Annotated in this window: 21 protein-coding genes and 1 pseudogene; 17 read left to right on the plus strand and 5 right to left on the minus strand. The window is 63.4% G+C overall.

Features of this window, described 5'->3' with window-relative positions:
- Positions 1-15: 15 nt before the first annotated feature.
- The 12 genes and pseudogenes from B0G81_RS27750 (at position 16) to B0G81_RS27805 (ending at position 13,906) form a co-directional block, all read left to right on the plus strand.
- The gene (locus tag B0G81_RS27750) at positions 16-639 is read left to right on the plus strand and encodes a methyltransferase domain-containing protein (protein WP_134139623.1); all 624 of its coding nucleotides are present in this window, start codon (positions 16-18) and stop codon (positions 637-639) included.
- 182 nt (positions 640-821) lie between these two features.
- Positions 822-1,199 carry an FmdB family zinc ribbon protein gene (locus tag B0G81_RS27755; protein WP_134139625.1) on the plus strand — a complete coding sequence of 126 codons (378 nt, stop codon included), beginning with the start codon at positions 822-824 and terminating at the stop codon, positions 1,197-1,199.
- A gap of 75 nt (positions 1,200-1,274) precedes the next feature.
- Positions 1,275-1,928 carry a DUF502 domain-containing protein gene (locus B0G81_RS27760; RefSeq protein WP_012431717.1) on the plus strand — a complete coding sequence of 218 codons (654 nt, stop codon included), beginning with the start codon at positions 1,275-1,277 and terminating at the stop codon, positions 1,926-1,928.
- Between the two features lie 63 nt (positions 1,929-1,991).
- Positions 1,992-3,791 (plus strand): aspartate--tRNA ligase, encoded by a 1,800-nt coding sequence (gene aspS / locus B0G81_RS27765; protein WP_106282010.1) that lies wholly within the window; start codon positions 1,992-1,994, stop codon positions 3,789-3,791.
- Positions 3,792-3,972: 181 nt separating this feature from the next.
- Positions 3,973-4,488, plus strand: coding sequence for a dihydroneopterin triphosphate diphosphatase (gene nudB, locus B0G81_RS27770; RefSeq protein ID WP_134143223.1), 516 nt, complete (start codon positions 3,973-3,975; stop codon positions 4,486-4,488).
- Positions 4,485-5,744, plus strand: coding sequence for a cardiolipin synthase ClsB (gene clsB / locus B0G81_RS27775; protein ID WP_134139627.1), 1,260 nt, complete (start codon positions 4,485-4,487; stop codon positions 5,742-5,744). The genes nudB and clsB overlap by 4 nt, the downstream gene beginning before the upstream one ends.
- Positions 5,745-5,847: 103 nt before the next feature.
- Positions 5,848-6,150: pseudogene (locus tag B0G81_RS44810) on the plus strand (hypothetical protein); the annotation flags it as partial.
- A gap of 434 nt (positions 6,151-6,584) precedes the next feature.
- Positions 6,585-7,184 (plus strand): TetR/AcrR family transcriptional regulator, encoded by a 600-nt coding sequence (locus tag B0G81_RS27785; protein WP_106282004.1) that lies wholly within the window; start codon positions 6,585-6,587, stop codon positions 7,182-7,184.
- Positions 7,185-7,281: 97 nt separating this feature from the next.
- Positions 7,282-9,069: an acyl-CoA dehydrogenase C-terminal domain-containing protein gene (locus B0G81_RS27790; RefSeq protein ID WP_134139629.1), complete on the plus strand. Its 1,788-nt coding sequence runs from the start codon at positions 7,282-7,284 to the stop codon at positions 9,067-9,069.
- Positions 9,070-9,196: 127 nt separating this feature from the next.
- On the plus strand, positions 9,197-11,632 hold the full coding sequence (locus B0G81_RS27795; RefSeq protein WP_134139632.1) for a 3-hydroxyacyl-CoA dehydrogenase/enoyl-CoA hydratase family protein: 2,436 nt from the start codon (positions 9,197-9,199) through the stop codon (positions 11,630-11,632).
- A gap of 185 nt (positions 11,633-11,817) precedes the next feature.
- Positions 11,818-13,017 carry an acetyl-CoA C-acyltransferase gene (locus B0G81_RS27800; RefSeq protein ID WP_106281998.1) on the plus strand — a complete coding sequence of 400 codons (1,200 nt, stop codon included), beginning with the start codon at positions 11,818-11,820 and terminating at the stop codon, positions 13,015-13,017.
- Between the two features lie 118 nt (positions 13,018-13,135).
- Positions 13,136-13,906 carry an enoyl-CoA hydratase gene (locus tag B0G81_RS27805; protein WP_116142935.1) on the plus strand — a complete coding sequence of 257 codons (771 nt, stop codon included), beginning with the start codon at positions 13,136-13,138 and terminating at the stop codon, positions 13,904-13,906.
- A gap of 132 nt (positions 13,907-14,038) precedes the next feature.
- Here B0G81_RS27805 and fdhD read toward each other — a convergent pair whose 3' ends face one another.
- Positions 14,039-14,878, minus strand: a complete 840-nt coding sequence (gene fdhD / locus B0G81_RS27810) for a formate dehydrogenase accessory sulfurtransferase FdhD (RefSeq protein WP_134139634.1) — start codon at positions 14,876-14,878, stop codon at positions 14,039-14,041.
- A 146-nt stretch (positions 14,879-15,024) separates the two neighbouring features.
- Here fdhD and B0G81_RS27815 point away from each other — a divergent pair, with 146 nt between their 5' ends.
- Complete coding sequence (locus B0G81_RS27815) at positions 15,025-15,501, plus strand: nitrate reductase associated protein (RefSeq protein ID WP_116142931.1); 477 nt, start codon at positions 15,025-15,027, stop codon at positions 15,499-15,501.
- On the opposite strand, the gene B0G81_RS43820 is transcribed toward B0G81_RS27815, so the two are convergent.
- Positions 15,498-15,662, minus strand: coding sequence for a hypothetical protein (locus B0G81_RS43820; RefSeq protein WP_166679067.1), 165 nt, complete (start codon positions 15,660-15,662; stop codon positions 15,498-15,500). The two genes, B0G81_RS27815 and B0G81_RS43820, sit on opposite strands and share 4 nt — an antisense overlap.
- On the opposite strand from B0G81_RS43820, the gene B0G81_RS27820 reads away from it, so the two are divergent.
- Complete coding sequence (locus B0G81_RS27820; protein ID WP_134139636.1) at positions 15,661-18,777, plus strand: EAL domain-containing protein; 3,117 nt, start codon at positions 15,661-15,663, stop codon at positions 18,775-18,777. The genes B0G81_RS43820 and B0G81_RS27820 overlap by 2 nt on opposite strands.
- Before the next feature lie 19 nt (positions 18,778-18,796).
- Here B0G81_RS27820 and B0G81_RS27825 read toward each other — a convergent pair whose 3' ends face one another.
- Positions 18,797-19,411 (minus strand): glutathione S-transferase N-terminal domain-containing protein, encoded by a 615-nt coding sequence (locus B0G81_RS27825; protein WP_134139638.1) that lies wholly within the window; start codon positions 19,409-19,411, stop codon positions 18,797-18,799.
- Positions 19,412-19,571: 160 nt separating this feature from the next.
- Here B0G81_RS27825 and B0G81_RS27830 point away from each other — a divergent pair, with 160 nt between their 5' ends.
- Entirely contained in the window at positions 19,572-20,504 is a 933-nt protein-coding gene (locus B0G81_RS27830) for a LysR substrate-binding domain-containing protein (RefSeq protein ID WP_134139641.1), read from the plus strand.
- A 192-nt stretch (positions 20,505-20,696) separates the two neighbouring features.
- Positions 20,697-21,032, plus strand: coding sequence for a DUF4148 domain-containing protein (locus B0G81_RS27835; protein ID WP_106281985.1), 336 nt, complete (start codon positions 20,697-20,699; stop codon positions 21,030-21,032).
- Between the two features lie 70 nt (positions 21,033-21,102).
- On the opposite strand, the gene B0G81_RS27840 is transcribed toward B0G81_RS27835, so the two are convergent.
- On the minus strand, positions 21,103-21,498 hold the full coding sequence (locus tag B0G81_RS27840) for an acyl-CoA thioesterase (protein ID WP_116118972.1): 396 nt from the start codon (positions 21,496-21,498) through the stop codon (positions 21,103-21,105).
- Between the two features lie 285 nt (positions 21,499-21,783).
- Between B0G81_RS27840 and B0G81_RS27845 the strand changes: the two genes are divergently transcribed.
- The gene (locus B0G81_RS27845; RefSeq protein ID WP_134139644.1) at positions 21,784-23,673 is read left to right on the plus strand and encodes an ABC transporter ATP-binding protein/permease; all 1,890 of its coding nucleotides are present in this window, start codon (positions 21,784-21,786) and stop codon (positions 23,671-23,673) included.
- Between the two features lie 168 nt (positions 23,674-23,841).
- On the opposite strand, the gene murU is transcribed toward B0G81_RS27845, so the two are convergent.
- Positions 23,842-24,567, minus strand: a complete 726-nt coding sequence (gene murU, locus B0G81_RS27855) for an N-acetylmuramate alpha-1-phosphate uridylyltransferase MurU (protein ID WP_134139647.1) — start codon at positions 24,565-24,567, stop codon at positions 23,842-23,844.
- Position 24,568 lies beyond the last annotated feature (1 nt).

The following is a 24,568-nucleotide window of genomic DNA, read 5'->3' on the forward strand; positions in this document are numbered from 1 at the left end:
CCTGCGAGGTAATTGATGAGCGACCCGACCCAACCTTCCGCGCCTGAATTTGAGAGCCGCGATCCCAACTCGCCTGAGTTCTGGGACGAGCGTTTCGAGCGCGGTTTCATGCCGTGGGATCAGGCGGGCGTGCCGTCCGCGTTTGAGTCGTTCGCCGCGCGCCAACCAGGCGCCGCCGTGCTGATTCCAGGTTGCGGCAGCGCGTACGAAGCGGTCTGGCTGGCCGGGCACGGCTACCCGGTCCGGGCGATCGACTTTTCACCGGCTGCGGTTGCGGCGGCGCATGAGCAACTGGGCGCACAGCATGCGCATCTGGTGGAGCAGGCGGACTTCTTTACGTACAAGCCGCCTTTCGCACCCGCCTGGATTTACGAGCGCGCGTTTCTCTGCGCGCTGCCGCTCGCGCACCGCATCGACTACGCACGAAGAATGGCTGAGCTGTTACCCGCTGGCGGCTTGCTCGCGGGGTTCTTTTTTATCGGCGCGACGCCGAAAGGGCCGCCGTTCGGCATCGAGCGCGCGGAACTCGACGCGCTGCTCACGCCGCACTTCGAGCTGATCGAAGACGAGCCCGTGCACGACTCGATTGCCGTCTTCGCGGGACGTGAGCGCTGGCTAACCTGGCGTCGCCGCGTTTGACCGCGCGGCTGTCGCGCCTGGCGGCGGCGCCCGCCGCACTTGATTCGACTACCGCCGCCCCCATTTAACGCACCGGCGCCTGCGTCGGGCGCTTGTCCCCAAAATCCGGGGGGAAGATATCGTTTGCGGCTATAATTCAAGGCTTTGCAAGCGTTTGCCAGATTTCAGTAGGGAAAAAGATCATGCCGATCTACGCTTATCGTTGCGAGTCATGCGGCTTCGGGAAGGACGTGCTTCAGAAGATCAGCGACCCGCAGTTAACGCAGTGTCCCGAGTGCGGGAAAGACACATTTCGCAAGCAGGTCACCGCTGCCGGGTTCCAGTTGAAGGGCTCCGGCTGGTACGTGACCGATTTTCGCGGCGGCAATGGCGGCGCGAGCGCGCCGGCCAAGCCCGACGGCAACGGCGCCTCGAATGGCGCCTCCGGCGAGAACGCGAGCGCCAGTAACGGCGCTACGCAAACCGACGCGGCGCCGGCCAGCAACACGGCTGCGACGCCCTCCGCGCCTGCTGCCGCACCGGCCGCTTCGGCGAGTTCGAGCGGTTCCGGCAGCACCTAGTCGCACTGCCGCCCTCCGGGGCGGCGCACATGCCGCGCCTTGGGCTTCGGCCCGCGCGGCTTTCTGGCGGTACACATGACGACGAAAAAAACGACACTCAAATCGGTGTTCCTGACTGGCCTGCTGGTGCTGGTGCCTCTGGCCATCACACTGTGGGTGCTCGGACTGATCATCGGCACGATGGACCAGACGCTGCTTCTGCTGCCGCGCGCGTGGCAGCCGGAGCGCCTGTTCGGCTTTCGCCTGCCCGGCCTCGGTGCAGTGCTCACGCTCGCCTTCATCTTTGTCGTTGGACTGTTGACGCAAAACTTCATTGGGCAGAAGCTCGTGAAGTGGTGGGAAGTCGTGGTCGCACACATTCCGGTGGTCGGCCCGATCTACACCAGCGTCAAGCAGGTGTCCGATACCCTGCTGTCGAGCAGCGGCAATGCGTTTCGCAAGGCGCTCCTGATCGAGTACCCGCGCCGCGGCTCCTATACGATTGCGTTTCTGACCGGCATTCCGGGCGGCGACGTCATCAACCACCTGAAAGAAGATCACGTCAGCGTGTATGTGCCGACTACGCCGAATCCAACCTCCGGCTTCTTCCTGATGGTGCCCAAGAGCGAAGTGATCGAGCTCGACATGACGGTCGACGCTGCGCTCAAGTACATCGTCTCGATGGGCGTCGTGGCGCCGTCCGCGCCCCCGGCGCCGGTGCGCCGCACGACAGTCGAGCCTCCGCTGTAACGCGGCGCGTAGCGTTTCCATGCCACGCGCCGTTCAACCAATGCAAAACGAAAGACAAACATCATGTCGATGAGATCTCAATACTGCGGTCTGGTGACCGAAGAACTGCTGGGCCAATCCGTCTCGCTGTGCGGCTGGGTGAGTCGCCGCCGCGACCATGGCGGCGTCATCTTCATCGACCTGCGCGATCGCGAAGGCCTCGTCCAGGTCGTCTGCGACCCGGACCGCGCGGAGATGTTCAAGGCGGCCGAAGGCGTGCGCAACGAGTTCTGCCTGCAGATCAAGGGCGTGGTTCGCGGCCGTCCGGAAGGCACCACGAACGCCGCGCTCAAGAGCGGCAAGATCGAAGTGCTGTGCCACGAGCTGATCGTGCTGAACCCGTCGATCACGCCGCCGTTCCAGCTCGACGACGACAACCTGTCGGAAACCACGCGTCTCACGCATCGCGTGCTGGACCTGCGCCGTCCGCAGATGCAGCACAACCTGCGTCTGCGCTACCGCGTCGCGATCGAGGCGCGCAAGTACCTCGACTCGCTCGGCTTTATCGACATTGAAACGCCGATGCTGACCAAGAGCACGCCGGAAGGCGCGCGCGACTACCTCGTGCCGTCGCGTACGAACCCGGGCCAGTTCTTCGCGCTTCCGCAATCGCCGCAACTGTTCAAGCAGCTGCTGATGGTGGCGAACTTCGATCGCTACTACCAGATCGTCAAGTGCTTCCGCGACGAAGACCTGCGTGCCGACCGTCAGCCGGAATTCACGCAGATCGACTGCGAAACCTCGTTCCTGTCGGAACAGGAAATTCGCGATCTGTTCGAAGACATGATCCGTCATGTGTTCAAGGAAACGATCGGCGTCACGCTGGACGAGAAATTCCCGGTCATGCTGTATTCGGAAGCCATGCGCCGTTTCGGTTCGGACAAGCCGGACCTGCGCGTGAAGCTCGAATTCACCGACCTGACCGATGCGGTCCGCGACGTCGACTTCAAGGTGTTCAGCACGCCGGCCAACACGAAAGACGGCCGTGTCGCGGCGATTCGCGTGCCGAAGGGCGGCGAACTCTCGCGTGGCGACATCGACAGCTACACGGAATTCGTGCGCATCTATGGCGCGAAGGGCCTCGCGTGGATCAAGGTCAACGAAGTCGCGAAGGGCCGTGACGGTCTGCAAAGCCCGATCGTCAAGAACCTGCACGACGAAGCGGTCAAGGCGATCATCGAGCGCACCGGCGCGCAAGACGGCGACATCATTTTCTTCGCGGCGGATCGCGCGAAGGTAGTGAACGACAGCCTCGGCGCACTGCGTCTGAAGATCGGCCATTCGGAATTCGGCAAGGCCAATGGCCTCGTCGAGAGCGGTTGGAAGCCGTTGTGGGTGGTCGACTTCCCGATGTTCGAATACGACGAGGAAGACAACCGCTACGTCGCCGCGCATCACCCGTTCACGAGCCCGAAAGACGAGCACCTCGAGTATCTGGAAACGGATCCGGCGCGCTGCCTCGCGAAGGCCTACGACATGGTGCTGAACGGCTGGGAAATCGGCGGCGGTTCGGTGCGTATCCACCGTGAAGAAGTGCAGAGCAAGGTGTTCCGCGCGCTGAAGATCAACGCAGAAGAAGCGCAAGCCAAGTTCGGCTTCCTGCTCGACGCGCTGCAATACGGCGCGCCGCCGCACGGCGGTATCGCATTCGGTCTGGACCGCATCGTTACGATGATGGCCGGCGCCGACTCGATCCGCGACGTGATCGCGTTCCCGAAGACGCAGCGCGCGCAGTGTCTGCTCACGCAGGCGCCGAGCGAAGTGGACGAGCGCCAGTTGCGCGAACTGCACATCCGTCTGCGTCAGCCGGAACCGAAGGTGTAATGGCTTGAGTCCAGTCAGTGCTGTCTGAAAACGACAGCCGGCGCAACCGGAAAAGGCGCGATCACCATGTGTGATGCGCCTTTTTCGTTTTTTGCGTTACAGTCGATGCAACTGCGTTCGACCGCTTCCTGGTCCGATCTCCGACATGTACCGCGCAAGCATTGCGCCCAGTTTTCACGCCATGCCGAAACCGCCGAAGATTCCGCAATCCGTACTCGTCATCATTCATACGCCCGCGCTCGACGTGCTGCTGATCGAGCGTGCCGATCACGCCGGGTTCTGGCAGTCGGTCACGGGCTCCAAAGACCGGCTCGATGAGCCGCTCGCCGAGACGGCGGCGCGCGAAGTCGCCGAAGAGACCGGCATTGTGGTGGGCGGTGCGCATGTGCCGCACAACGCGTTGTTCGACTGGCAATATTCGATCGAATACGAGATCTACCCGGAGTTCCGCCATCGCTATGCCGAAGGCGTGATCCATAACACCGAGCATTGGTTCAGCTTGCAGGTGCCCGAGCAACTCGAGGTCACGCTCGCACCGCGCGAGCACACCGCGTTTCTGTGGCTGCCGTATGACGAGGCGGCGTCGCGCTGTTTTTCGTCGTCGAATGCCGATGCGATCCTGCAGTTGCCTAAAAGGTTGCATGAGCGGCTCAGTGGGCGTGCTGTCGTTGGGCATCCCACGGAGCGTGGCCGGTGAGCGTCGGCGGCGCGCGCCGCTTCGCCCGACTGCGGCAATCGCTGCTCGGCCGCCGCTATTGGCAGCGTTATCGGTTCACCAGCGGCAACGACGTCAAGCTGCTGCGTTCTGGCGACGAGTTCTTCAGCGCTCTGATCGCTCGTGTGGATGCCGCGCAGAGCGACGTCGTGCTCGAAACTTATATCTTCTGCCATGACGACGCCGGGAAGGCGGTGAGCGCGGCGCTGCTGCGTGCGGCCGCGCGTGGCGTGAAGGTGCGCGTGATCACCGACGGCATCGGCACCGCGCGTTTGCCGCTGTTCGACGAGTGGTCCGTCGCCGGCATCGAGCATCGCATCTACAACCCGCATCTGTTCGGCCGCTTCGGCTTTTCACGCACGCATCGCAAACTGGCGGTGATCGACGATCAGTTCGCGTACTGCGGCGGGATCAATATCGTCGACGACTACGAGAACAATGGCGAGAAGCTGCCGTACCGGCGCTGGGACTTCGCGGTCGAATTACATGGACCGGTGGTGGCCGATATCCGCCAGGCGTTCGAGGTGCAATGGCGGCGGATTCGGCTCGGGCATCGGCCGATCGAGTCGATGGAGCCGGATCTCGGGCCGAAGACCACCGCCTCGCTGGGCAGTCTGCGTCGTCGCCGCCGGCGTCGAAACGAGGAATTGTGGGCGGGCGGCCAGCCTTGCGTGGCGTTCGTCGCGCGCGACAACCTGATCAACCGGCGAGCTATCGAGAAAGCGTATCTGGTCGCGATTGGCCAGGCGCGCAACGAGGTGCTGCTCGCCAATCCGTATTTCATGCCGGGCCGCAAGCTGCGGCGGGCGCTGGTGTTCGCGGCGCGACGCGGCGTCGTGGTGAAGCTGATTATCGGGCGCAAGGAATTCAAGGCGCTCGATTACGCGGTGCCGTTTCTGTATCGCGCGCTGCTCAGGGCCGGCGTGCAGATCGCCGAGTACGAGAAAACGCTGCTGCATGGCAAGGTCGCGGTGGTGGATTCGAACTGGGCAACGGTCGGCTCGTCGAACCTCGACGCGCTGAGCCTGATGCTCAACAACGAAGCCAATGTGGTGCTGGTGAACGACCCGTCGATCGACGCACTGCGCGAGGCGATCCTCGTCGCCTTCAAGGACTCGCGCCGTATCGACGAAGCGCGTTACGACGCCCGGCCGGCCGGCGAACGTGCGCTCAACTGGCTTGCCTACACGACCTATCGGGCCGTGATGAAGGTGCTGACGGTGGGCGGGTACGACTGACTTGCGGCGATGCGCTTGTGAACAATGCCGCGGCACGAAGCGGCCTAGTTGCAATGCTTGGGCCCCGTTGCTCTGGACGCCGCCGTCCGATGCGACTGATCGACTGACCGATTGGACAGACGAAATTACTGACTTCGCGGATACCGCGTCATTGATCGACAACCTCGATCTGGTGATTTCCGTCGCGACCTCGGTTGCGCGTCTTGCGGCGGCAATGGGCAAACCGGTCTGACTGCTCAACCGTTTCGCGGGATGTTAGCGCTGGGTTGTATGGTCAAGACCACAGCCCGTGGTATCCCGGATTGCGTCTTTTCATCCAGCCGCAGGTGGCTATTGGAACGACGTGCTGGCGCGCGTTGCCAAGGTGCTTGAGCCAACTTTCCCGGCGCACGAGAACGCGTCCTGACCCTGTCCTCTTTCTTCCTGCCTGTGCCGATCGAACAAGCCCAAGCGGACCGCCGCACGGCGTCAACGCCCTGTCGGGCTTGCGTCTCGAGGAACGATCGACACACGTTCCAACGCGCAATGCGCGCCGTCGCGAGCGGTCTCCCCATACCCGCGATACGCCAAACGCTTCTGCATTCGCACCGACTTGCTGCATCATGTCGGCCCGGCTGCGTGGATCAGAGAAAGCGTGCACTTAGACGAGCGAACTCTCTCAAAGGCAAACTTAAGGCAAACGCCTCTAAAAAATCTCATTCCTCCGATTGACGGATGCCGCAGAATTGAAACCAGGTTAGAAACCGGTTTCTAATAAAGTCCTTGTTTCGCGGACGGCAGCACTCAATAATAGTACGGCCGTTCGATTTTCTTTCGGTCACATTAGAACGGTAAAAAGCTATGCGAAAAGGCGAACAGACGCGAGCCGCAATTCTCGATGCAGCACTTGACCTGGCAAGCCGCGACGGACTGGAAGGTCTGACCATCGGGCTGCTGGCCGAGCGCATGCAGATGAGCAAAAGCGGGGTGTTCGCGCATTTCGGGTCGCGCGAGGATTTGCAGGTCGAAGTCGTGCGCGAATATCACCGTCGTTTCGAAGACGAGGTGTTTTTCCCGAGTTTGCGCGAGCCGCGTGGATTGCCGCGCTTGCGCGCGATGATTTCCCGCTGGATCGAGAAACGCATTCAGGAAGTCACCACCGGCTGCATCTACATCAGCGGCGCCGTCGAATACGACGATCGCGCGGATAACCCGGTGCGTGAGCAACTGGTGTCGAGCGTGACGGTCTGGCGTGCCGCGCTCACGCGGGCGATTTCGCAGGCAATGGAAGAAGGGCATCTGCGTGCCGACACCGATCCGCAACTGATGCTGTTCGAACTGTACAGCTTCACCCTCGGTCTGCATCACGACGCGCGCTTCCTGCACTTGCCGGATGCGGTGCGTCTCACGTGGGCCGCGCTGGAAAAATTGATTGTTTCGTATCAAAGCGAAAGCCGTTAGCAGCGTCGCCGCCAATCCGGCGGATTCAGCGGCGCAGAAAGTTCCGATCCACGGACTCAGCTAACGGCCTGGCTTCTTGTCAAACTTGGAGAGAGTCATGGGACAGTACGCCGCGCCGCTGCGCGACATGCAATTCGTGTTGCACGAACTGCTTAACGTCGAAGCCGAAATCAAGCAGATGCCGAAGCACGCGGATCTCGATACCGACACGATCAACGCGGTGCTCGAAGAGGCCGGCAAGTTCTGCTCCGAAGTATTGTTCCCGCTTAATCACAGCGGCGATCAGGAAGGCTGCACGTATGTCGGCGACGGCGTCGTGACCACGCCGAAAGGCTTCAAGGAAGCCTACGCACAATACGTCGAAGCCGGCTGGCCCGCGCTGGGCTGCGATCCGGAATACGGCGGCCAGGGCCTGCCCGCGTTCGTCAACAACGCGCTGTATGAAATGCTGAACTCGGCGAATCAGGCGTGGACCATGTACCCGGGGCTCTCGCACGGCGCGTACGAATGTCTGCATACACATGGCACGCCGGAGTTGCAGCAACGCTATCTGCCGAAGCTGGTGGCGGGCGTCTGGACCGGCACGATGTGTCTGACGGAGCCGCATTGCGGCACCGACCTCGGCATTCTGCGCACCAAGGCCGAACCGAACAGCGACGGCTCTTACGCGATCAGCGGCACGAAGATTTTCATCTCCAGCGGCGAACACGACCTCGCGGAGAACATCGTTCACCTGGTGCTCGCGCGTCTGCCGGATGCGCCCAAGGGCACCAAGGGCATTTCGCTGTTCATCGTGCCGAAGTTCGTGCCGAACGAAGCGGGCGAACCGGGCGAGCGCAACGGCGTGAAGTGCGGCTCCATCGAACACAAGATGGGCATTCACGGCAACGCGACCTGCGTGATCAATCTCGACAACGCCAGGGGCTGGCTCGTCGGCGAGCCGAACAAAGGCTTGAACGCGATGTTCGTGATGATGAACGCCGCGCGTCTGGGCGTCGGCATGCAGAGCCTGGGCCTGACCGAAATCGGTTACCAGAATTCGCTGACGTACGCGAAAGAGCGTCTGCAGATGCGTTCGCTGACCGGCCCGAAGGCGCCGGAAAAGGCGGCCGACCCGATCATCGTGCATCCGGACGTGCGCCGCATGCTGCTCACGCAGAAGGCCTACGCCGAAGCCGCGCGCGCGTTCTCGTACTGGTCGGCGCTGCATATCGACAAGGAACTGTCGCACGCTGACGAATCCGTGCGCAAGGAAGCCGCCGACCTCGTCGCGCTGCTCACGCCGATCCTGAAGGCGTTCCTGTCGGACAACGCGTTCGAGAGCACCAACCACGCCATGCAGATCTACGGCGGCCACGGCTTCATCGCCGAATGGGGCATGGAGCAGTACGTGCGCGACGCGCGCATCAACATGATCTACGAAGGCACCAACGCGATTCAGGCGCTCGACCTGCTCGGCCGCAAGATTCTCGGCGACATGGGCGCGAAGATGAAGAAGTTCGGCAAGCTGGTGTCCGATTTCGTCGAAGCCGAAGGCGTGAAGCCGGAAATGCAGGAGTTCATCAACCCGCTCGCCGACATCGGCGAAAAGGTGCAGAAGCTGACCATGGAAATCGGCATGAAGGCCATGCAGAACCCGGACGAAGTCGGCGCCGCCGCCGTGCCGTATCTGCGCACCGTCGGCCACCTGGTGTTCTCGTACTTCTGGGCCCGCATGGCGCGCGTCGCGCTGGACAAGGAAGCTTCAGGCGATCCGTTCTACAAGGCCAAGCTCGCCACGGCGCGCTTCTACTTCGCGAAGCTGTTGCCGGAAACGGCGATGACGATCCGTCAGGCGCGCGCGGGTTCGAAGTCGCTGATGGACGTCGAAGAAGCGCTGTTCTAAGCCCCGGCTTCAGGCAAACATCAAGGCAGGCGCCGCGCGTGTCGAACCCGCGGCGCTTCCCGTCAGCCACACATCGCGAAGCGTCCATGAAGCTTCGCGACATCGCATAACTCCCCGGAGGAACGACGTGAGCAATCTGATCATTCGCAAGGTAGCCGTGCTCGGCGCCGGCGTGATGGGCGCGCAGATCGCCGCGCACCTGATCAACGCCAAGGTGCCCGTGCTGCTGTTCGACTTGCCCGCCAAAGAAGGCCCGAAGAACGCGATCGCGCTGAAGGCGATCGAGAATCTGAAGAAGCTATCGCCGGCGCCGTTCGGCGTGAAGGACGACGCGCAATACATCCAGCCCGCGAATTACGACGACGACATCGAAAAGCTCGCCGAATGCGATCTCGTGATCGAAGCGATTGCCGAGCGCATGGACTGGAAGCACGACCTGTACAAGAAGGTCGCGCCGCATCTCGCGCCGAACGCGATTTTCGCGACCAACACGTCGGGTCTGTCGATCACCGCGCTGTCGGAAGGTTTCTCGGATGAACTGAAGGCGCGCTTCTGCGGCGTGCACTTCTTCAATCCGCCTCGTTATATGCACCTGGTCGAGTTGATCCCGACCGCGACCACGCGCCCGGCAATCCTCGATCAACTCGAGTCGTTCCTGACCAGCGTGGTCGGCAAGGGCGTCGTGCGTGCGAAAGACACGCCGAACTTCATCGCTAACCGTGTCGGCATTTTCTCGATCCTCGCCGTCGTGACCGAAGCCGCAAAATTCGGCCTGCGTTTCGACGAAGTGGACGACCTGACCGGTGCGCGTTTGGGCCGTGCGAAGTCGGCCACGTTCCGTACCGCCGACGTGGTCGGTCTGGACACGATGGCGCACGTCATCAAGACGATGCAGGACACGCTGAAGGACGATCCCTTCTTCCCGGTCTACGAAACGCCGGCCGTGCTCGCTGAACTCGTAAAGAAGGGCGCGCTGGGTCAGAAGACCGGCGGCGGCTTCTACAAGAAAGAAGGCAAGGCGATCAAGGTGCTCGACGCGAAGACCGGCGAGTACGTCGACGGCGGCGCGAAGGCGGACGAACTGGTCGGCCGCATTCTGAAGCGCCCGCCGGCGGAGCGTCTGAAGCTGCTGCGCGAATCGCAGCATCCGCAGGCGCAATTCCTGTGGGCAATTTTCCGCGACGTGTACCACTACATCGGCGTGCACCTGGAATCGATCGCGGATAACGCGCGCGATGTCGATCTGGCGATCCGTTGGGGCTTCGGCTGGAACGAAGGTCCGTTCGAAGGCTGGCAGACGGCCGGCTGGAAACAGGTCGCCGAATGGGTGCAGAAAGATATCGCGGCGGGTAAGGCGCTCTCGAACGTGCCGCTGCCGTCGTGGGTGCTCGAAGGGCCGGTCGCCGAGCAGGGCGGCGTGCATACGAACGAAGGTTCGTGGTCGCCGGCTTCGAAGGCGTTCGTACCGCGCTCGTCGCTGTCGGTGTACGACAAGCAGGTGTTCCGTGCGCCGCTGGTCGGCGAAACCAAGGCTGATCCGAAGACCTATGGCAAGACGCTGTTCGAAACCGACGCCGTGCGTGCATGGGTCGACGACCGCGCGGGCGAGAACGACGTCCTGATCGTGTCGTTCAAGAGCAAGATGAATACGATAGGACCGTCGGTGATCGACGGTCTGACGCAGGCGATCGAGCTGGCCGAAAAGGACTACAAGGGTCTGGTGGTGTGGCAGCCGACGTCGCTGAAACTCGGCACGCCGGGTGGTCCGTTCTCCGCCGGCGCCAATCTCGAAGAAGCCATGCCCGCGTTCATGATGGGCGGCGCGAAGGGCATCGAGCCGTTCGTGAAGAAATTCCAGCAAGGCATGCTGCGCGTGAAGTACGCGAGCGTGCCGGTCATCTCGGCCGTGTCGGGCATCGCGCTCGGCGGTGGCTGCGAACTGGCGCTGCACAGCGCGAAGCGGGTCGCGCACATCGAAAGCTATTTCGGTTTGGTGGAAGTCGGCGTGGGTCTCGTGCCGGCTGGCGGCGGCCTGAAGGAAGCGGCGCTGCGCGCGGCGGAAGCGGCGACGCAGGTGGGCGCAACCAACGACCTGCTCAAATTCGTGCAGAAGTCGTTCGAAAACGCGGCGATGGCGAAGGTTTCGGCCTCCGCGCTCGACGCCCGCGCGATGGGCTACCTGAAGCCGTCGGACACGATTGTCTTCAACGTGTTCGAACTGCTCGACGTGGCGAAGAAGGAAGCGCGCGCGTTGTCGTCAGCGGGTTATCGTCCGCCGTTGCGCGTTACGCAAGTGCCGGTGGCCGGGCGTTCGGCGATCGCGACCATCAAGGCGTCGCTCGTCAACATGCGCGATGGCCGATTCATCAGCGAGCACGATTTCCTGATCGCGAGCCGTATCGCGGAAGCGGTGTGCGGCGGTGATGTCGAAGCGGGCAGTCTGGTCGATGAAGAATGGCTGCTGCAACTCGAGCGTCGTGCGTTCGTCGATCTGCTCGGCACGCAAAAGACGCAGGAACGGATCATGGGCATGCTGCAGACCGGCAAGCCGGTGCGCAACTAAGCGACGAGCCCGCACTATGTACTTGGGGCGGGAGTAAGTGCTAAAGCGCTAACTGCCGTCGACCGCGATGAGACTGCATGGGACGGCAGTAAGCGCTGAAGCGCTAACTGCTGTCGACCGCGATGAGACTGCATGGGACGGCAGTAAGCGCTAAAGCGCTAACTGCCGTCGACAAAGGAGATTCAATGGCAAAGCAATTGCAAGACGCATACATCGTCGCCGCGAGCCGCACGCCGATCGGCAAGGCGCCGCGTGGGATGTTCAAGAACACGCGCCCCGACGAACTGCTGGTGCACGCGCTCAAGTCGGCCGTGGCGCAAGTGCCCGGCCTCGATACGAAAGTGATCGAAGACGCGATCATCGGCTGCGCGATTCCGGAAGCGGAACAAGGCCTGAACGTCGCGCGCATGGGGGCGCTGCTTGCCGGCCTGCCGAATAGCGTCGGCGGCGTGACGGTGAACCGCTTCTGCGCATCGGGCCTGACCGCGCTCGCCATGGCCGCCGACCGCATCCGCGTCGGTGAGTCGGACGCGATGATCGCGGGCGGCTGCGAATCCATGAGCATGGTGCCGATGATGGGCAACAAGCCGTCCATGTCGCCGCATATCTTCGATCGCAATGAAGACATCGGCATCGCCTACGGTATGGGCCTGACGGCGGAGAAGGTCGCCGAACGCTGGAAGATCAGCCGCGAAGCACAAGACGCGTTTTCGGTGGAATCGCATCGCCGCGCCATCGCCGCGCAGCAAGCCGGCGAGTTCAACGACGAAATCGCTGCATACACCATCACCGAGCGCTTCCCCGATCTCGCCACCGGCGAAGTCCGCGTGAAGACCCGCGAAGTGTCGCTCGACGAAGGTCCGCGCGCGGAAACGTCGCTCGAAGGTCTCGCCAAGCTGCGCGCGGTGTTCGCCAACAAGGGTTCGGTGACGGCGGGCAACAGCTCGCAGACCTCGGACGGCGCGGGCGCGTTGATCGTGGTGTCGGAAAAGATGCTGAAGGAATTCAACCTCACGCCGCTCGCGCGTTTCGTCAGCTTCGCCGTGCGCGGCGTGCCGCCGGAAATCATGGGCATCGGTCCGAAGGAAGCGATTCCGGCCGCGCTGAAAGCCGCCGGCCTGAAGATCGACGACCTCGACTGGATCGAGCTGAACGAAGCATTCGCCGCGCAATCGCTGGCGGTGATTCAGGACCTCGGTCTCGATCCGGCGAAGATCAACCCGCTCGGCGGCGCGATCGCCCTCGGCCACCCGCTGGGTGCGACGGGCGCGATTCGTGCGTCGACCGTGGTGCATGGCTTGCGCCGCCGTAACTACAAGTACGGCATGGTGACGATGTGCGTCGGCACGGGCATGGGCGCGGCGGGCATCATCGAGCGCCTGTGACCGTGTTCACCCCGCTGTTCGCTTCGGTCCTCGCGCGTACGCGTTGAGGACCACAGAACGGTTCGCAGACCATCCGGCTTGCGAACCGTTCTTACATTCTCAGCAGGAGTACGAGGAGATGACGATGGATATTCTGGTCGAGCGCGCCGACGGCGTGCTGACGATGGCCTTCAACCGGCCCGACAAGAAAAACGCGATTACGGCCGCCATGTATCAGACGATGGCCGACGCGCTGGTCGAAGCGCAAGGCGACGCCGCCGTGCGGGCGATCCTGATTCGCGGCAGCGCCGGCATTTTCAGCGCCGGCAACGATCTCGACGATTTCATGAAGACGCCGCCGATGGGCGAACACGCGCCGGTGTTTCAGTTCCTGCGCGCGATCAGCTCGGCGGAGAAGCCGGTGGTGGCGTCGGTGGCGGGCCCGGCGGTCGGCATCGGCACGACCCTGCTGCTGCATTGCGACCTGGTCTACGCGGCCGATACCGCGAGCTTCTCGCTGCCGTTCACGCAACTCGGTTTGTGTCCGGAAGCGGCGTCGAGTCTGCTGTTGCAGCGTATCGCCGGCTATCAGGCGGCGGCGGAGAAACTATTGCTCGGCGAAGCGTTTGACGCCGCCGAGGCCCAACGCATGGGTTTCGTGAATCGCGTGCTGCCCGCCGCCGAAGTCGATGCGTTTGCGGCTTCGCAGGCCGCGAAGCTGGCCGCGTTGCCGGCTTCGTCGCTGCGCGTGACGAAGAGCTTGATGAAGCGCGCCAGCCACCAGGAACTGCAAACGCAGATGTCCGAAGAAGCCGTGCATTTCGGCAAGATGCTGCTCGCGCCCGAAGCACGTGAGGCGTTCAAGGCGTTCTTCGAGAAGCGCAAGCCGGACTTCCGGCAATTCGATTGAGCGACGTGCGGGGTGTTCCAGGCACTTCCGGCGTGCGAGCGCTCCGGCGTTGAAGGGAGTTGCCCGCTCGCCGCTTCGAGCTTCAGCGCGTCAGGATGTTGGCGCGCATGAATGTTCAGGCGCGTTGGCCGCTCAAGGCTGCGTCGACTGCAACGTATCGTAGTCAACGTAGCTTGTCTCGCGGCAGAAGCTGACCAGCCGCACACCCGCCTTGCGCGCAATCGCAATCGCCAGCGACGACGGCGCCGAGATCGTGGCGACCATCGGCACGTCGACGCGCGCGGCCTTGCGCACCAGCTCGTAGCTCGCGCGGCTCGACAGAAACACAAAACCGTCCTTGGTATCCACGCGGTCGAGCACCAACTGGCCAATCAGCTTGTCGAGCGCATTGTGGCGGCCGACGTCCTCGAACGCGTAGCGGATCGCGCCCGCGGCGTCGCACCACGCGGCGGCATGCAGGCCGCCGGTCAGGCGCGTCAACGCCTGATGCTCGGGCAGATCGCGGGCGGCGCGCGCGATTGCGTCCGGCGCGAGCCGCTGCAGAAAGCCGGTATCCGGCACACGCTCCGGCTGCAGATCCAGCAAATCGATGCTTTCGATGCCGCAAACACCGCATCCGGTGCGCCCGGCGAGCGCGCGGCGCTTCTCCTTCAGCGCGACGAAGGCCTGTTGCACCACTTGCAACTGCACTTCGGCATGCGGCAATTCGCCGTCGTCATGCAGTTCCACCTCGATGTCCTGAATGTCGCTGCCACGCTCCACGATCCCTTCCGAAATCGCGAATCCAACCGCGAACGCTTCCAGATCGCGCGGCGTGCACATCATCACCGCATGCGAAATGCCGTTGAAGACGAGCGCGACCGGCCATTCCTGACCGACATGGTCGATGACGGTTTCGACCGCCGCGCCGCGATGCCGGTGCACCTGGCGCTCTACCGCGCCCGGCTGCCCGGCTGTTTCCAGTTCGTTCAAGCTAGTTCACTCCTTTGTCATGCCGCGCGCGCGAGCGGTTGACGGCCCGCAGGGTGCCGCCAGCCATGCCGCCGTCGCGCGAATAAGGTTCTAAAATACCCCAAGCTGGGCTTGCGTGTTGCCGGCCATTCAGGAGGGACTCAATCATGGGACTCAACGAAGCACCGCTTCTGTTCAACTTCGAGGTCGCGTCTTCGGAGAATTTCACTTACATCCCGATGTCCGTGCGCTTCAATCTCGACCGGTTCGGGCTGCGCATTTCGCTCGATCAATGGCAGACGCTGCCGCTCGAAGACCGCAAGCTGCTGGCGCGTTTCCCGGTCGAGGAAGACGCGGAAATCGAGCCGAATTTCGATCATGCCCTGTTCGAAATGCTGCGCACCCACGCGAACATCGAGCCGGAGTGGTTCACACCCGAGGAAGCGCCGGCCTGGCGCCGCACCGACAGCGTGCCGGAGGGTATCGCGCATCAGGCGCAACTGGCCGGTCTCGCCGCGCCGGGCGTCGCCCAGTGGGCCGAACTTGATCCGTTCAAGCGCTACGTGCTCGCCAAGCTGTCGCGCAAGCAGGAGGCCAACCACGACTTCGTCCCGGCCATGAAGGAGTTCGGCGCGGCCGGCTAGGCGCTGCCGGCCAGGTTTTTTTCACTCACTACCCTCAATCTGTTCCGAACCCTGCCGTTATCCATGGGTTGGCGCGTAAAGAAACTCGTATCGATGCGGCCCGACGCATCGGCCGCGACCGCGCGCTCCCGCCCGCAGAACGATTGACGTTCGGAACCCATGACTCCTTTTCTATCGAAGCGGCTGCTGATCAATCTGGCGGTCGTTGCCGCGGCGATCGGCGCGAACGCGTTCGTCGCCTATACGCAGATTTGCGGCCAACGCGACGTTGACGCGCGCATGCTGCGTTCGACGAGCGTGCGCCAGCACCTCGACGCCTACCATACGGCGCTCGACGGCGGGCTAGGCGCGCTCGGCCGCTTCGAGGCGTCGGGCGAGTCGGCGCCGGCCAGCGCGGCCGCCGCAGCCGCCATGGCGACAACGCTCGCGGGTCTGGAGCACGACCTGCGCAATGAACTGGCCGGCGAACCCGCCATGCTCGGCGCGCTCGCGAAGCTGAGCGCGGACAGCCACGCGCTGCAACACGACATCGACGACGCGTTGCTCAGGAGCGCCAGTGCCGGCCCGGACGCCTCGCACGCGTGGGCGGCCTCGACCTATACCCATCTCGGGCTCGGCCTGGATCGAGTCGAAGCCGGCCTCGCAGCACTGCGCGGCGCGGAGAACCGCGCGTTGCAGGCGTCGCTCGCGGCATCGGCGAGCGAAACGCAGCGGGCGATGTTCCTGCTGATCGTGACCATGCTGGGCGGCAGCGTGCTGCTGATCTTCACGTTCGGCGCGCGCGAAAACAGCGCCCGCGAGAAGCTGCGCAGCGTGCGCGCGCTCGGCCGCCACGACGAACGCTTTCGCGGCCTGTTCGACGACCATCCGGTGCCGATGTATATCTTCGATCGCGAGACGCTGCGCTTTCTCGCCGTCAACGCGGCCGCGATCCAGCAATACGGCTACACCGAAAGCGAATTTCTCGGCATGACCGTTCGCGCGATCCGCCCGAGCGGCGAAATCTCGCGCCTCGAAACGCATATGCAGCGCAGCGACGCGGGCCAGCACGGCCGCACCATGGCGGGCATCTGGCATCACCGGCGCAAGGACGGCTCGACGATCAGCGCTGACATTTCGTATCACGCGCTGAACTTCATGGGCCGCGCCGCGTTCTTCGTGCTCGCCGACGACGTTACCGACCAGATCAACGCCGAAGCCGAAGCGCAGCGTTCGAACCAGATGCTCGAAGCGGTGATCGACAATATTCCGCAGCGCATTTTCTGGAAGGACATGCAGTCGCGCTATCTCGGCTGCAACATGGCGTTCGCGCGCGATGCCGGGCTCGCGTATCCGGAGCAGGTAGTCGGCAAGAGCGACGCCGACATGCCGTGGCGCGATTTCTCGACGCTGCTGAGCGACCACGACAAGGAGGTCGTGAGCACCGGTGTGCCGAAGATGAACTTCGAGCTCGATCTGGTGATCGACGGCGTGCACCGCACGACCGTCACGAGCAAGCTGCCGTTCACCGACGGCGACGGCCGCGTGATCGGCGTGCTCGGTTCCTACACGGACATCACCGAGCGCAAGCGCGCCGATCTTGCCTTGCGCCTGCAAAGCCGCGCGCTCGATGCCAGCGTCAACGCGATTCTGATCACCGCGCCGTCGCCGACCGGCAATCTGATCGAATACGTGAATCCGGCGTTCATGCGCATTACCGGCTACGACCCGGCCGAGGTGATCGGCCACGATTGCCGTGTCCTGCAACGCGAAGATCGCGACCAGGAAGGCGTCGCGCTGATCCGTCAGGCGCTCGCGGCGAACCGCGAGGTCAGCGCGGTGGTGCGCAACTATCGCAAGGATGGCGCGCTGTTCTGGAATCAGCTCTTCATCGCGCCGGTGCCGAATCAGGACGGCATGATCACGCATCACATCGGCGTGATCAACGACGTGACCGATCTGATGCGCTATCAGGAACAGCTCGAATACCAGGCCAACTACGACAGCCTCACGCGTCTGCCGAACCGCAACCTGCTGCGCGACCGTTTGCAGCATGCGTTGATCGTCGCGCAACGGCATCACAAGGGCGTCGCAGTCGTTTTCATGGATCTGGACGGCTTCAAGAACGTCAACGACAGTCTCGGCCATAGCGTCGGCGACCGGCTGCTCAGCGTGGTCGCCGAACGTCTCGCGCGCTGCACGCGCACGAGCGATACGGTGGCGCGGCACGGCGGCGACGAGTTCGTGATCGTGATGACCGACACCGTCGACGAACAGTCGCTGATCGCCTGGATGGAGCGCGTGCGCGCGTCGATCTCCGAGCCGGTCTGGCTCGACGGCACCGAACTGTATGTGGGTTGCAGCATGGGCGCGAGCCTGTTCCCGCAAGACGGCGAAGACGCCGAGACGCTGATGAAGAAGGCCGACGTCGCGATGTATCGCGCCAAGGACATGGGTCGCAACACGTTCCAGTTCTATCAGCCGGAGATGAACGCGAGCGCGGGCGCGCGCCTGAATCTCGAACGGCGTCTGCGCCGCGCGTTGCGTGACAACGAGTTCCTGCTGCACTACCAGCCGCAAGTGGATATTGAAAGTGGCCAGATCGTCGGCACCGAGGCGCTGGTGCGCTGGCGCGATCCGGAAGTCGGACTGGTGCCGCCGTCGTCGTTCATTCCGGTTGCGGAAGAAAGCGGGCTGATCGGGCCGCTTTCGGAATGGGTGCTGCGCGAAGCGTGCCGCCAGAACAAGGCCTGGCAGGACGAAGGCTTGCCGCCGGCGCGTGTGTCGGTGAATCTGTCGGCGCGCGTGTTCCAGCAGCGCGACATCGCCAAGCTGGTCATGCAGGTGCTGGCCGAGACCGGTCTTGAGCCGCGATACCTCGAACTCGAACTGACCGAAAGCACCATCATGCGCAATGCGGAAGAAGCGGTGTCGATGCTCAACGAGCTGCACGCGCTCGGCATCGGTCTTGCCATCGACGACTTCGGCACCGGCTATTCGAGCCTCAGCTATCTGAAGCGCTTCCCGGTGGACCGCCTGAAGATCGACCGCTCATTCGTCTCCGACATCGGCGTGTCCGCCGACGACGAGACGATCACCTCGGCGATCATCGCGCTTGCGCATTCGCTGAAGTTGCAGGTGATCGCCGAAGGCGTGGAGACGTCCGCGCAACTCGACTTCCTCAAAGAGCGCGCGTGCGATGAGATGCAGGGGTTCTACTTCGCGAAGCCCTTATCGACGGACGCGATTTCCGAACTGCTGCAAGGTGGCGTGGGGCGCGAGCTGGCGATGGTTTGAGCCGTTCGCGCCGCGGTGCTCACTGCGCCGGCGTGCTGAGGAAAACCGGCAGACCTTCAGCCAGTTCGGAGAATGACTGCAGGAACGGATGCGCCGTCTTGCTGACCGTCCCCGGCAGCATCATCTGCGTGAAGTGCCAGGCGACTGCCACGGTGACGTCGGCGGCGTCGAACTGATCGGTTTCGATGGGCAGCGCCGCTGCCGCAAGCTCGCGTTCGAGTTCGGCGTAAGCGGCGAACAACTGCGTGCTCACGCGATCCAGCCAGGGCTCATGCTGCTTTTCCGCCGGCCGCAGATTACGTTCGTAGACGATCTGCACGGTCTTCTCGCACGCGGCGAGCGCAAGGCCGGTGAGGCGGGCGGCGCGCAAGGCGGTGTCGGGACGCGTCGGGAAAAGCCGCTGGTTCGGCCCGGCGAGCGTGGCGAGGTACTGGAGAATCACCGTCGAGTCCATCACGGTCTGGCCGTTGTCGGCGATCAGCGTGGGCGCCTTGACAACGGGATTAATTTTCGCGAACTGGTCGTAGGTGCTGAACACCGAGATCGACTCGTGCTCGAATTCGAGCTTCAACAATTTGAGGCAGATAGCGACCCGGCGTACGTAGGGCGAATCCAGCATTCCGATCAGTTTCATCTCATTCCCGTTAGAACATCTATCATGGCGCGCCCGAGCTCCTCATGGCCGTGCAGTTCCGCTTCGGGCCTGGGTCAGGGCACATCGAACTGATAGGTTAAGCATCTCCGCGGTGCAAAAAAAGCGACAATTAACGACGATTTGCGTCAGAATTTCTTACATGAAACCGATCCCGCCTTTGACCGCGCTGCGCTGCTTTGAGGCCGTCGCCCGTTTGGGCGGCGTGACGCAGGCCGCGCGCGAATTGCATGTCACGCACTCGGCGGTGAGTCAGCAGATCAAGGTGCTGGAAGATTCGATGGGCGTCGCGCTGTTCGTGCGGGAGGCGCGCGGGCTGCGGTTGACCGAGGAGGGGCGGCTTTACGCGCTCGACATCCGCATGGCGTTGCGCGACATCAGCCATGCGACGCGACGCGCGCAGGCGCGCCCGCACGAAAGCGAACTGGTGATCAGCACCTTGCCGTCGTTCGCGCAGCATTGGCTCGTGCCGCGTCTCGCCAGTTTTCGCGACGCGCATCCGTACTACCGGATTCGCCTGCAGACGAGCTTGCAGGTCGAGGATTTCCGCCAGGGCGCGAGCGATATCGGCATCCGCATGGGGCAGGGGCATTGGCCCAACGTCGCGCAACAGAAGCTGTTCGACGACGAGATGGTCGTGGTGGCCGCGCCGCATTTCACGCTAGCGCCGCATGGCCGCTTGCCTTTGAGCGCAGCAGAAGTGCTGGCCTGTCCGCTGATCTCGAGTCCCGATACGCCGTGGCACGACTGGTGTCAGGCGGCGCAGGTGGCGAAGCCGGCCGAGGGAGCCGTAGTGCTGTCGGCGAACGATTCGAATATCGTGATCGGCGCCGTGCTGCAGGGCCAGGGCGTCGCGCTCGAGCGGCGCAGCCTGGTTGCGTATGCGCTGGCGCGCGGCGAACTGGTGCAGATCACCGATATCCGCGTGCCGTACCGTTATCCCTATTGGCTGGTCTGGCCGCAACGCGAAATGCTCAATGCCTCGCAGGCGCATTTCGCACAGTGGATCGAAGGGCAGGTCGACGCCTATCTGCGCAGCAGCGGCGCGCCAGCCGCAGCGATGCGTGCGGGTTAGCCCGTATTCATTCGCATAAACCGTTTTGCGCGGGGTTTGGGTCGGCTATATTCGTGGTTCCCATCTCAGACCGCGCTGGGAACCACGAAGCACGATTCATGTGGCGTTGCGCCCGATTTTCGCTGCTTGCACTGAGTCATGGGCGTTGCGCCGTCGACTATCCCAATCTGAATGATCTGACTGGAGAGAACAATGACGTCGTCACCTGCAAAGAAACTGTCTGTGTTGCTGGCATCGGTTGTACTGAGCGTGGCTTGCGCCGCGCCGGCGTTCGCGCAAAGCGGCGGCGGTGGCGGTCCGGCGGGGAACGACTCTGACGCGGCGGTTCCGTCGGCCGCATCGAAAGCGGCGCCGTCCACCAAAGCTCAGCGCAAGGCCGAGCGCAAGCAGGCGCGGGCGAAGAAAAACGCCGAGTTGAAGAAGTTGGAGGCCAACGGCTATCAGCCGTCGAGCACCGATCCGAACTATCCGAACGACATTCAGAAAGCGCAGAAGAAGGCGGGAATTGGCCAGGCAGCGAGCCAGTGACCCGGTACTACGGTTGAGAACGAACGAGGCGCCGCGGCGCCTCATTTTTTATTGTGCGCAGTCAGGGCGCTCAGTCCAGCACCGGCAGCGCGCGCGGACGCCGGTCGCTATCCGTGGCGACGTAGGTCAGCGTGGCTTCGGTGACCTTCACGAGATCTTCGGTCAGGCTCATGCGCTGCGCGTAGACCTCGACCGCCACGGTGACGGACGTGTTGCCCGTCTTGACGATGTCCGCGTAGAAACTCAGCAGATCGCCGACGAACACCGGCTGCTTGAACACGAACGAATTGACCGCAATGGTCGCCACCCGCCCGTTGGCGCGGCGGCTTGCCGGAATCGAGCCGGCAATGTCCACTTGCGCCATGATCCAGCCGCCGAACACGTCGCCGTGGACGTTCGCGTCCGAAGGCTGCGGCACGACGCGCAGCGCGCAGTGCTTTTGCGGGAGTTGAAGAATATCGGTCATTGGGGGCACTCTTGGGAAACGTGTTGGCTCGGTCGCCTCGACCGGCACGCGGGGCATTTCACGACAACGGTGTGGCACGCACCGCGCGGCCAACGTGCCGCCCACGGCGGGCCAACCCATGAAAAGCGGCGCCAGCCGGCTTCTGCGACAATAGAAAGATCAGGAATTGTACGGGAAAGCGCCCAGCGAGGTCGCGCGACAAAAAGCAGTGTGCCGGGCAGGCATGCCGCGGTCGGCGCGCCGCTGCGAACTCCGGCATTTCCACACTCTCCCCAGTCGATCCCCATGCGCCGCACGCCCTCGTCCGAACCTTCCCCGATCTCTACCCAGCCGCGCAACGACTGGCAGACGATCCTCTCGCTGCTGCCGTATCTCGCCACGTATAAATGGCGCGTCGGCTTTGCGCTGAGCTGCCTGATCGGCGCGAAGGTCGCCAATCTCGGCGTGCCGATCGTGATGAAGCGGATCGTCGACGGCCTCGCCTCGGTGCAGCACCTCACCGCGCTCGGCCGCGCGCACGATTCGCCGGGCATCGTGCTGCTGGGCGGCATCGGCCTGCTGGTGGTCGCGTATGCGGTGGTGCGGTTGTCCACGTCGCTCTTCACCGAACTGCGCGAGATTCTGTTTTCGAAGGTAACCGAAAGCGCGGTGCGACAACTCGCGCTGAAAGTGTTCCGCCATCTGCATGCGCTGTCATTGCGCTTTCACCTCGAACGGCAGACGGGCGGCATGTCGCGCGATATCGAACGCGGTACGCGCGGCATCACGCAACTGATCTCGTATTCGCTGTACAGCATTCTGCCGACGCTCGTCGAAGTAGGGCTCGTGCTCGGCTTTTTCGTCGTCAAGTACGAGGCGTATTACGCGGTGGTCACGTTCATTGCGCTGGCCGTGTATATCGTCTTCACGGTGAAGGTCACGGAGTGGCGCACGCATTTTCGCCGCACCATGAACGATCTCGATTCGAAGGCGAATTCACGCGCGATCGATTCGCTGCTGAACTACGAGACGGTCAAGTACTTCGGCAACGAAGAGTGGGAAGCGAGCCGCTACGACGAAAACCTCAAGCGCTATCGCACGGCGGCGATCAAGTCGCAGCGCTCGCTGTCGGCGCTGAACTTCGGGCAGCAGGCGATCATCGGCACCGGGCTCGTGTTCATTCTGTGGCGCGCCACGCAAGGTGTGATGGCCGGGCGTCTCACGCTTGGCGATCTGGTGCTGATCAACACCTTCATGCTGCAGCTTTATATTCCGCTGAATTTTCTCGGCGTGGTGTATCGCGAGTTGAAGCAGAGCCTCACCGATATGGACCGCATGTTCACGCTGCTCGGCGCCGCGCAGGAAGTGCCCGATCTCGAGGGCGCTCCCGCGCTGCGCGTGAGCGGTGCGCAGGTGCGCTTCGAGCGGGTGAACTTCGCGTACGAACCGGCGCGGCAGATTCTGCACGACGTGAGCTTTACGATTCCCGCCGGTACCACGACCGCGGTGGTTGGCCATAGCGGTTCGGGCAAATCGACTCTCGCGCGGTTGATGTTCCGCTTCTACGATCTGGACCGCGCGACGGGCGGTGCCATCACCATCGACGGTCAGGATATTCGCGACGTCGCGCAGGATTCGCTGCGCGCGTCGATCGGCATCGTGCCGCAGGATACGGTGCTGTTCAACGATTCGATCTACTACAACATCGCGTACGGACGGCCCTCCGCGACACGCGACGAAGTGATCGCGGCGGCGCGCGCGGCGCATATTCACGAATTCATCGAAGGGCTGCCGAAGGGCTATGACACGCCGGTCGGCGAGCGCGGCTTGAAGCTGTCCGGCGGTGAAAAGCAGCGCGTGGCGATTGCACGTACCATCCTCAAGAACCCGCCGATCCTGTTGTTCGACGAAGCGACCTCGGCACTCGATTCTCGTTCCGAGCGCGCCATTCAGCACGAGCTCGATCAGATCGCCCGCGAGCGCACGACGTTGATCATCGCGCACCGGCTTTCGACAGTGGTGCACGCGCAGCAGATCATCGTGATGGACAAAGGGCGGATCGTCGAGCGCGGCACGCATGCGGAACTGCTGCGCGCGAACGGCCTGTTCGCGCAGATGTGGGCGTTGCAGCAGCAACGCGCGGCGGAAGCGCCGGAGGCAGTGGAAACGGTGGGTGAGGGGGGCGGCGGGCGATAAATTTGCGCGGCGATTTTTCGCGTTGTCTCGTGCAATGCTGCGCGAAACTCTTGCGCCGAACGCCGAACGCCGAACGCCGAACGCCGAACGCCGAACGCCGAACGCCGAACGCCGAACGCCGAACGCCGAACGCCGAACGCCGAACGCCGAACGCCGAACGCCGAACGCCTAGCGCCCGCCGTCTGACACGCGCAAACGCTGATCCAGTTCACCCAACTGCGCCGGCGTGCCGACGTTCTCCCACAAACCCTCGTACAACTCACCGCTGGCGAGCCCTCGTGCAATCGTGTCGCGATAGTACGGCGTGAGCGCGCGTCGCGTGCCGCTCGGCAGATCGCGGAACATGCGCGTGTCGTAGAGCCCGATATTGCCGAACGTGAAGCGCGGCTGGGCGTCGAGCGAGAGCACGCCGTCCACCAGACCAAAGTCGCCGTTCGGATGAAACGCCGGGTTCGGCACCATCACCAGATGCATGCCCGGCTCGGGCAAGGCCAGCAATCTTTCGGCGTGCGCATTCAGCGTCGCGTAATCGAAGTCGGCGTAAACGTCGCCGCTGACCGCGACGAACACTTCGCTCGCGCCGTCATCTTCAAGCAGCGGCAACGCCTGCACGATGCCGCCCGCGGTCTCCAGCGCCTCGCGTTCCGCCGAATAGCGCAACTGGACTTGCCAGCGCGAACCGTCGCCGAGGGTGGCTTCGATCTGCTCGCCGAGCCATGCGTGGTTGATCACAATGGTGCGAAAGCCCGCCTGCGCGAGCCGTTCGATCTGCCACACGATCAGCGGCTTGCCGCCCACGTCGAGCAAAGGCTTGGGGCATGTGTCGGTCAACGGACGCATGCGCTCGCCGCGACCGGCGGCGAAAATCATCGCTTTCTTCAGGGACATCGTCATC

The sequence above is a fragment of the Paraburkholderia sp. BL6665CI2N2 genome, from assembly GCF_004366535.1.
GTDB lineage: Bacteria > Pseudomonadota > Gammaproteobacteria > Burkholderiales > Burkholderiaceae > Paraburkholderia.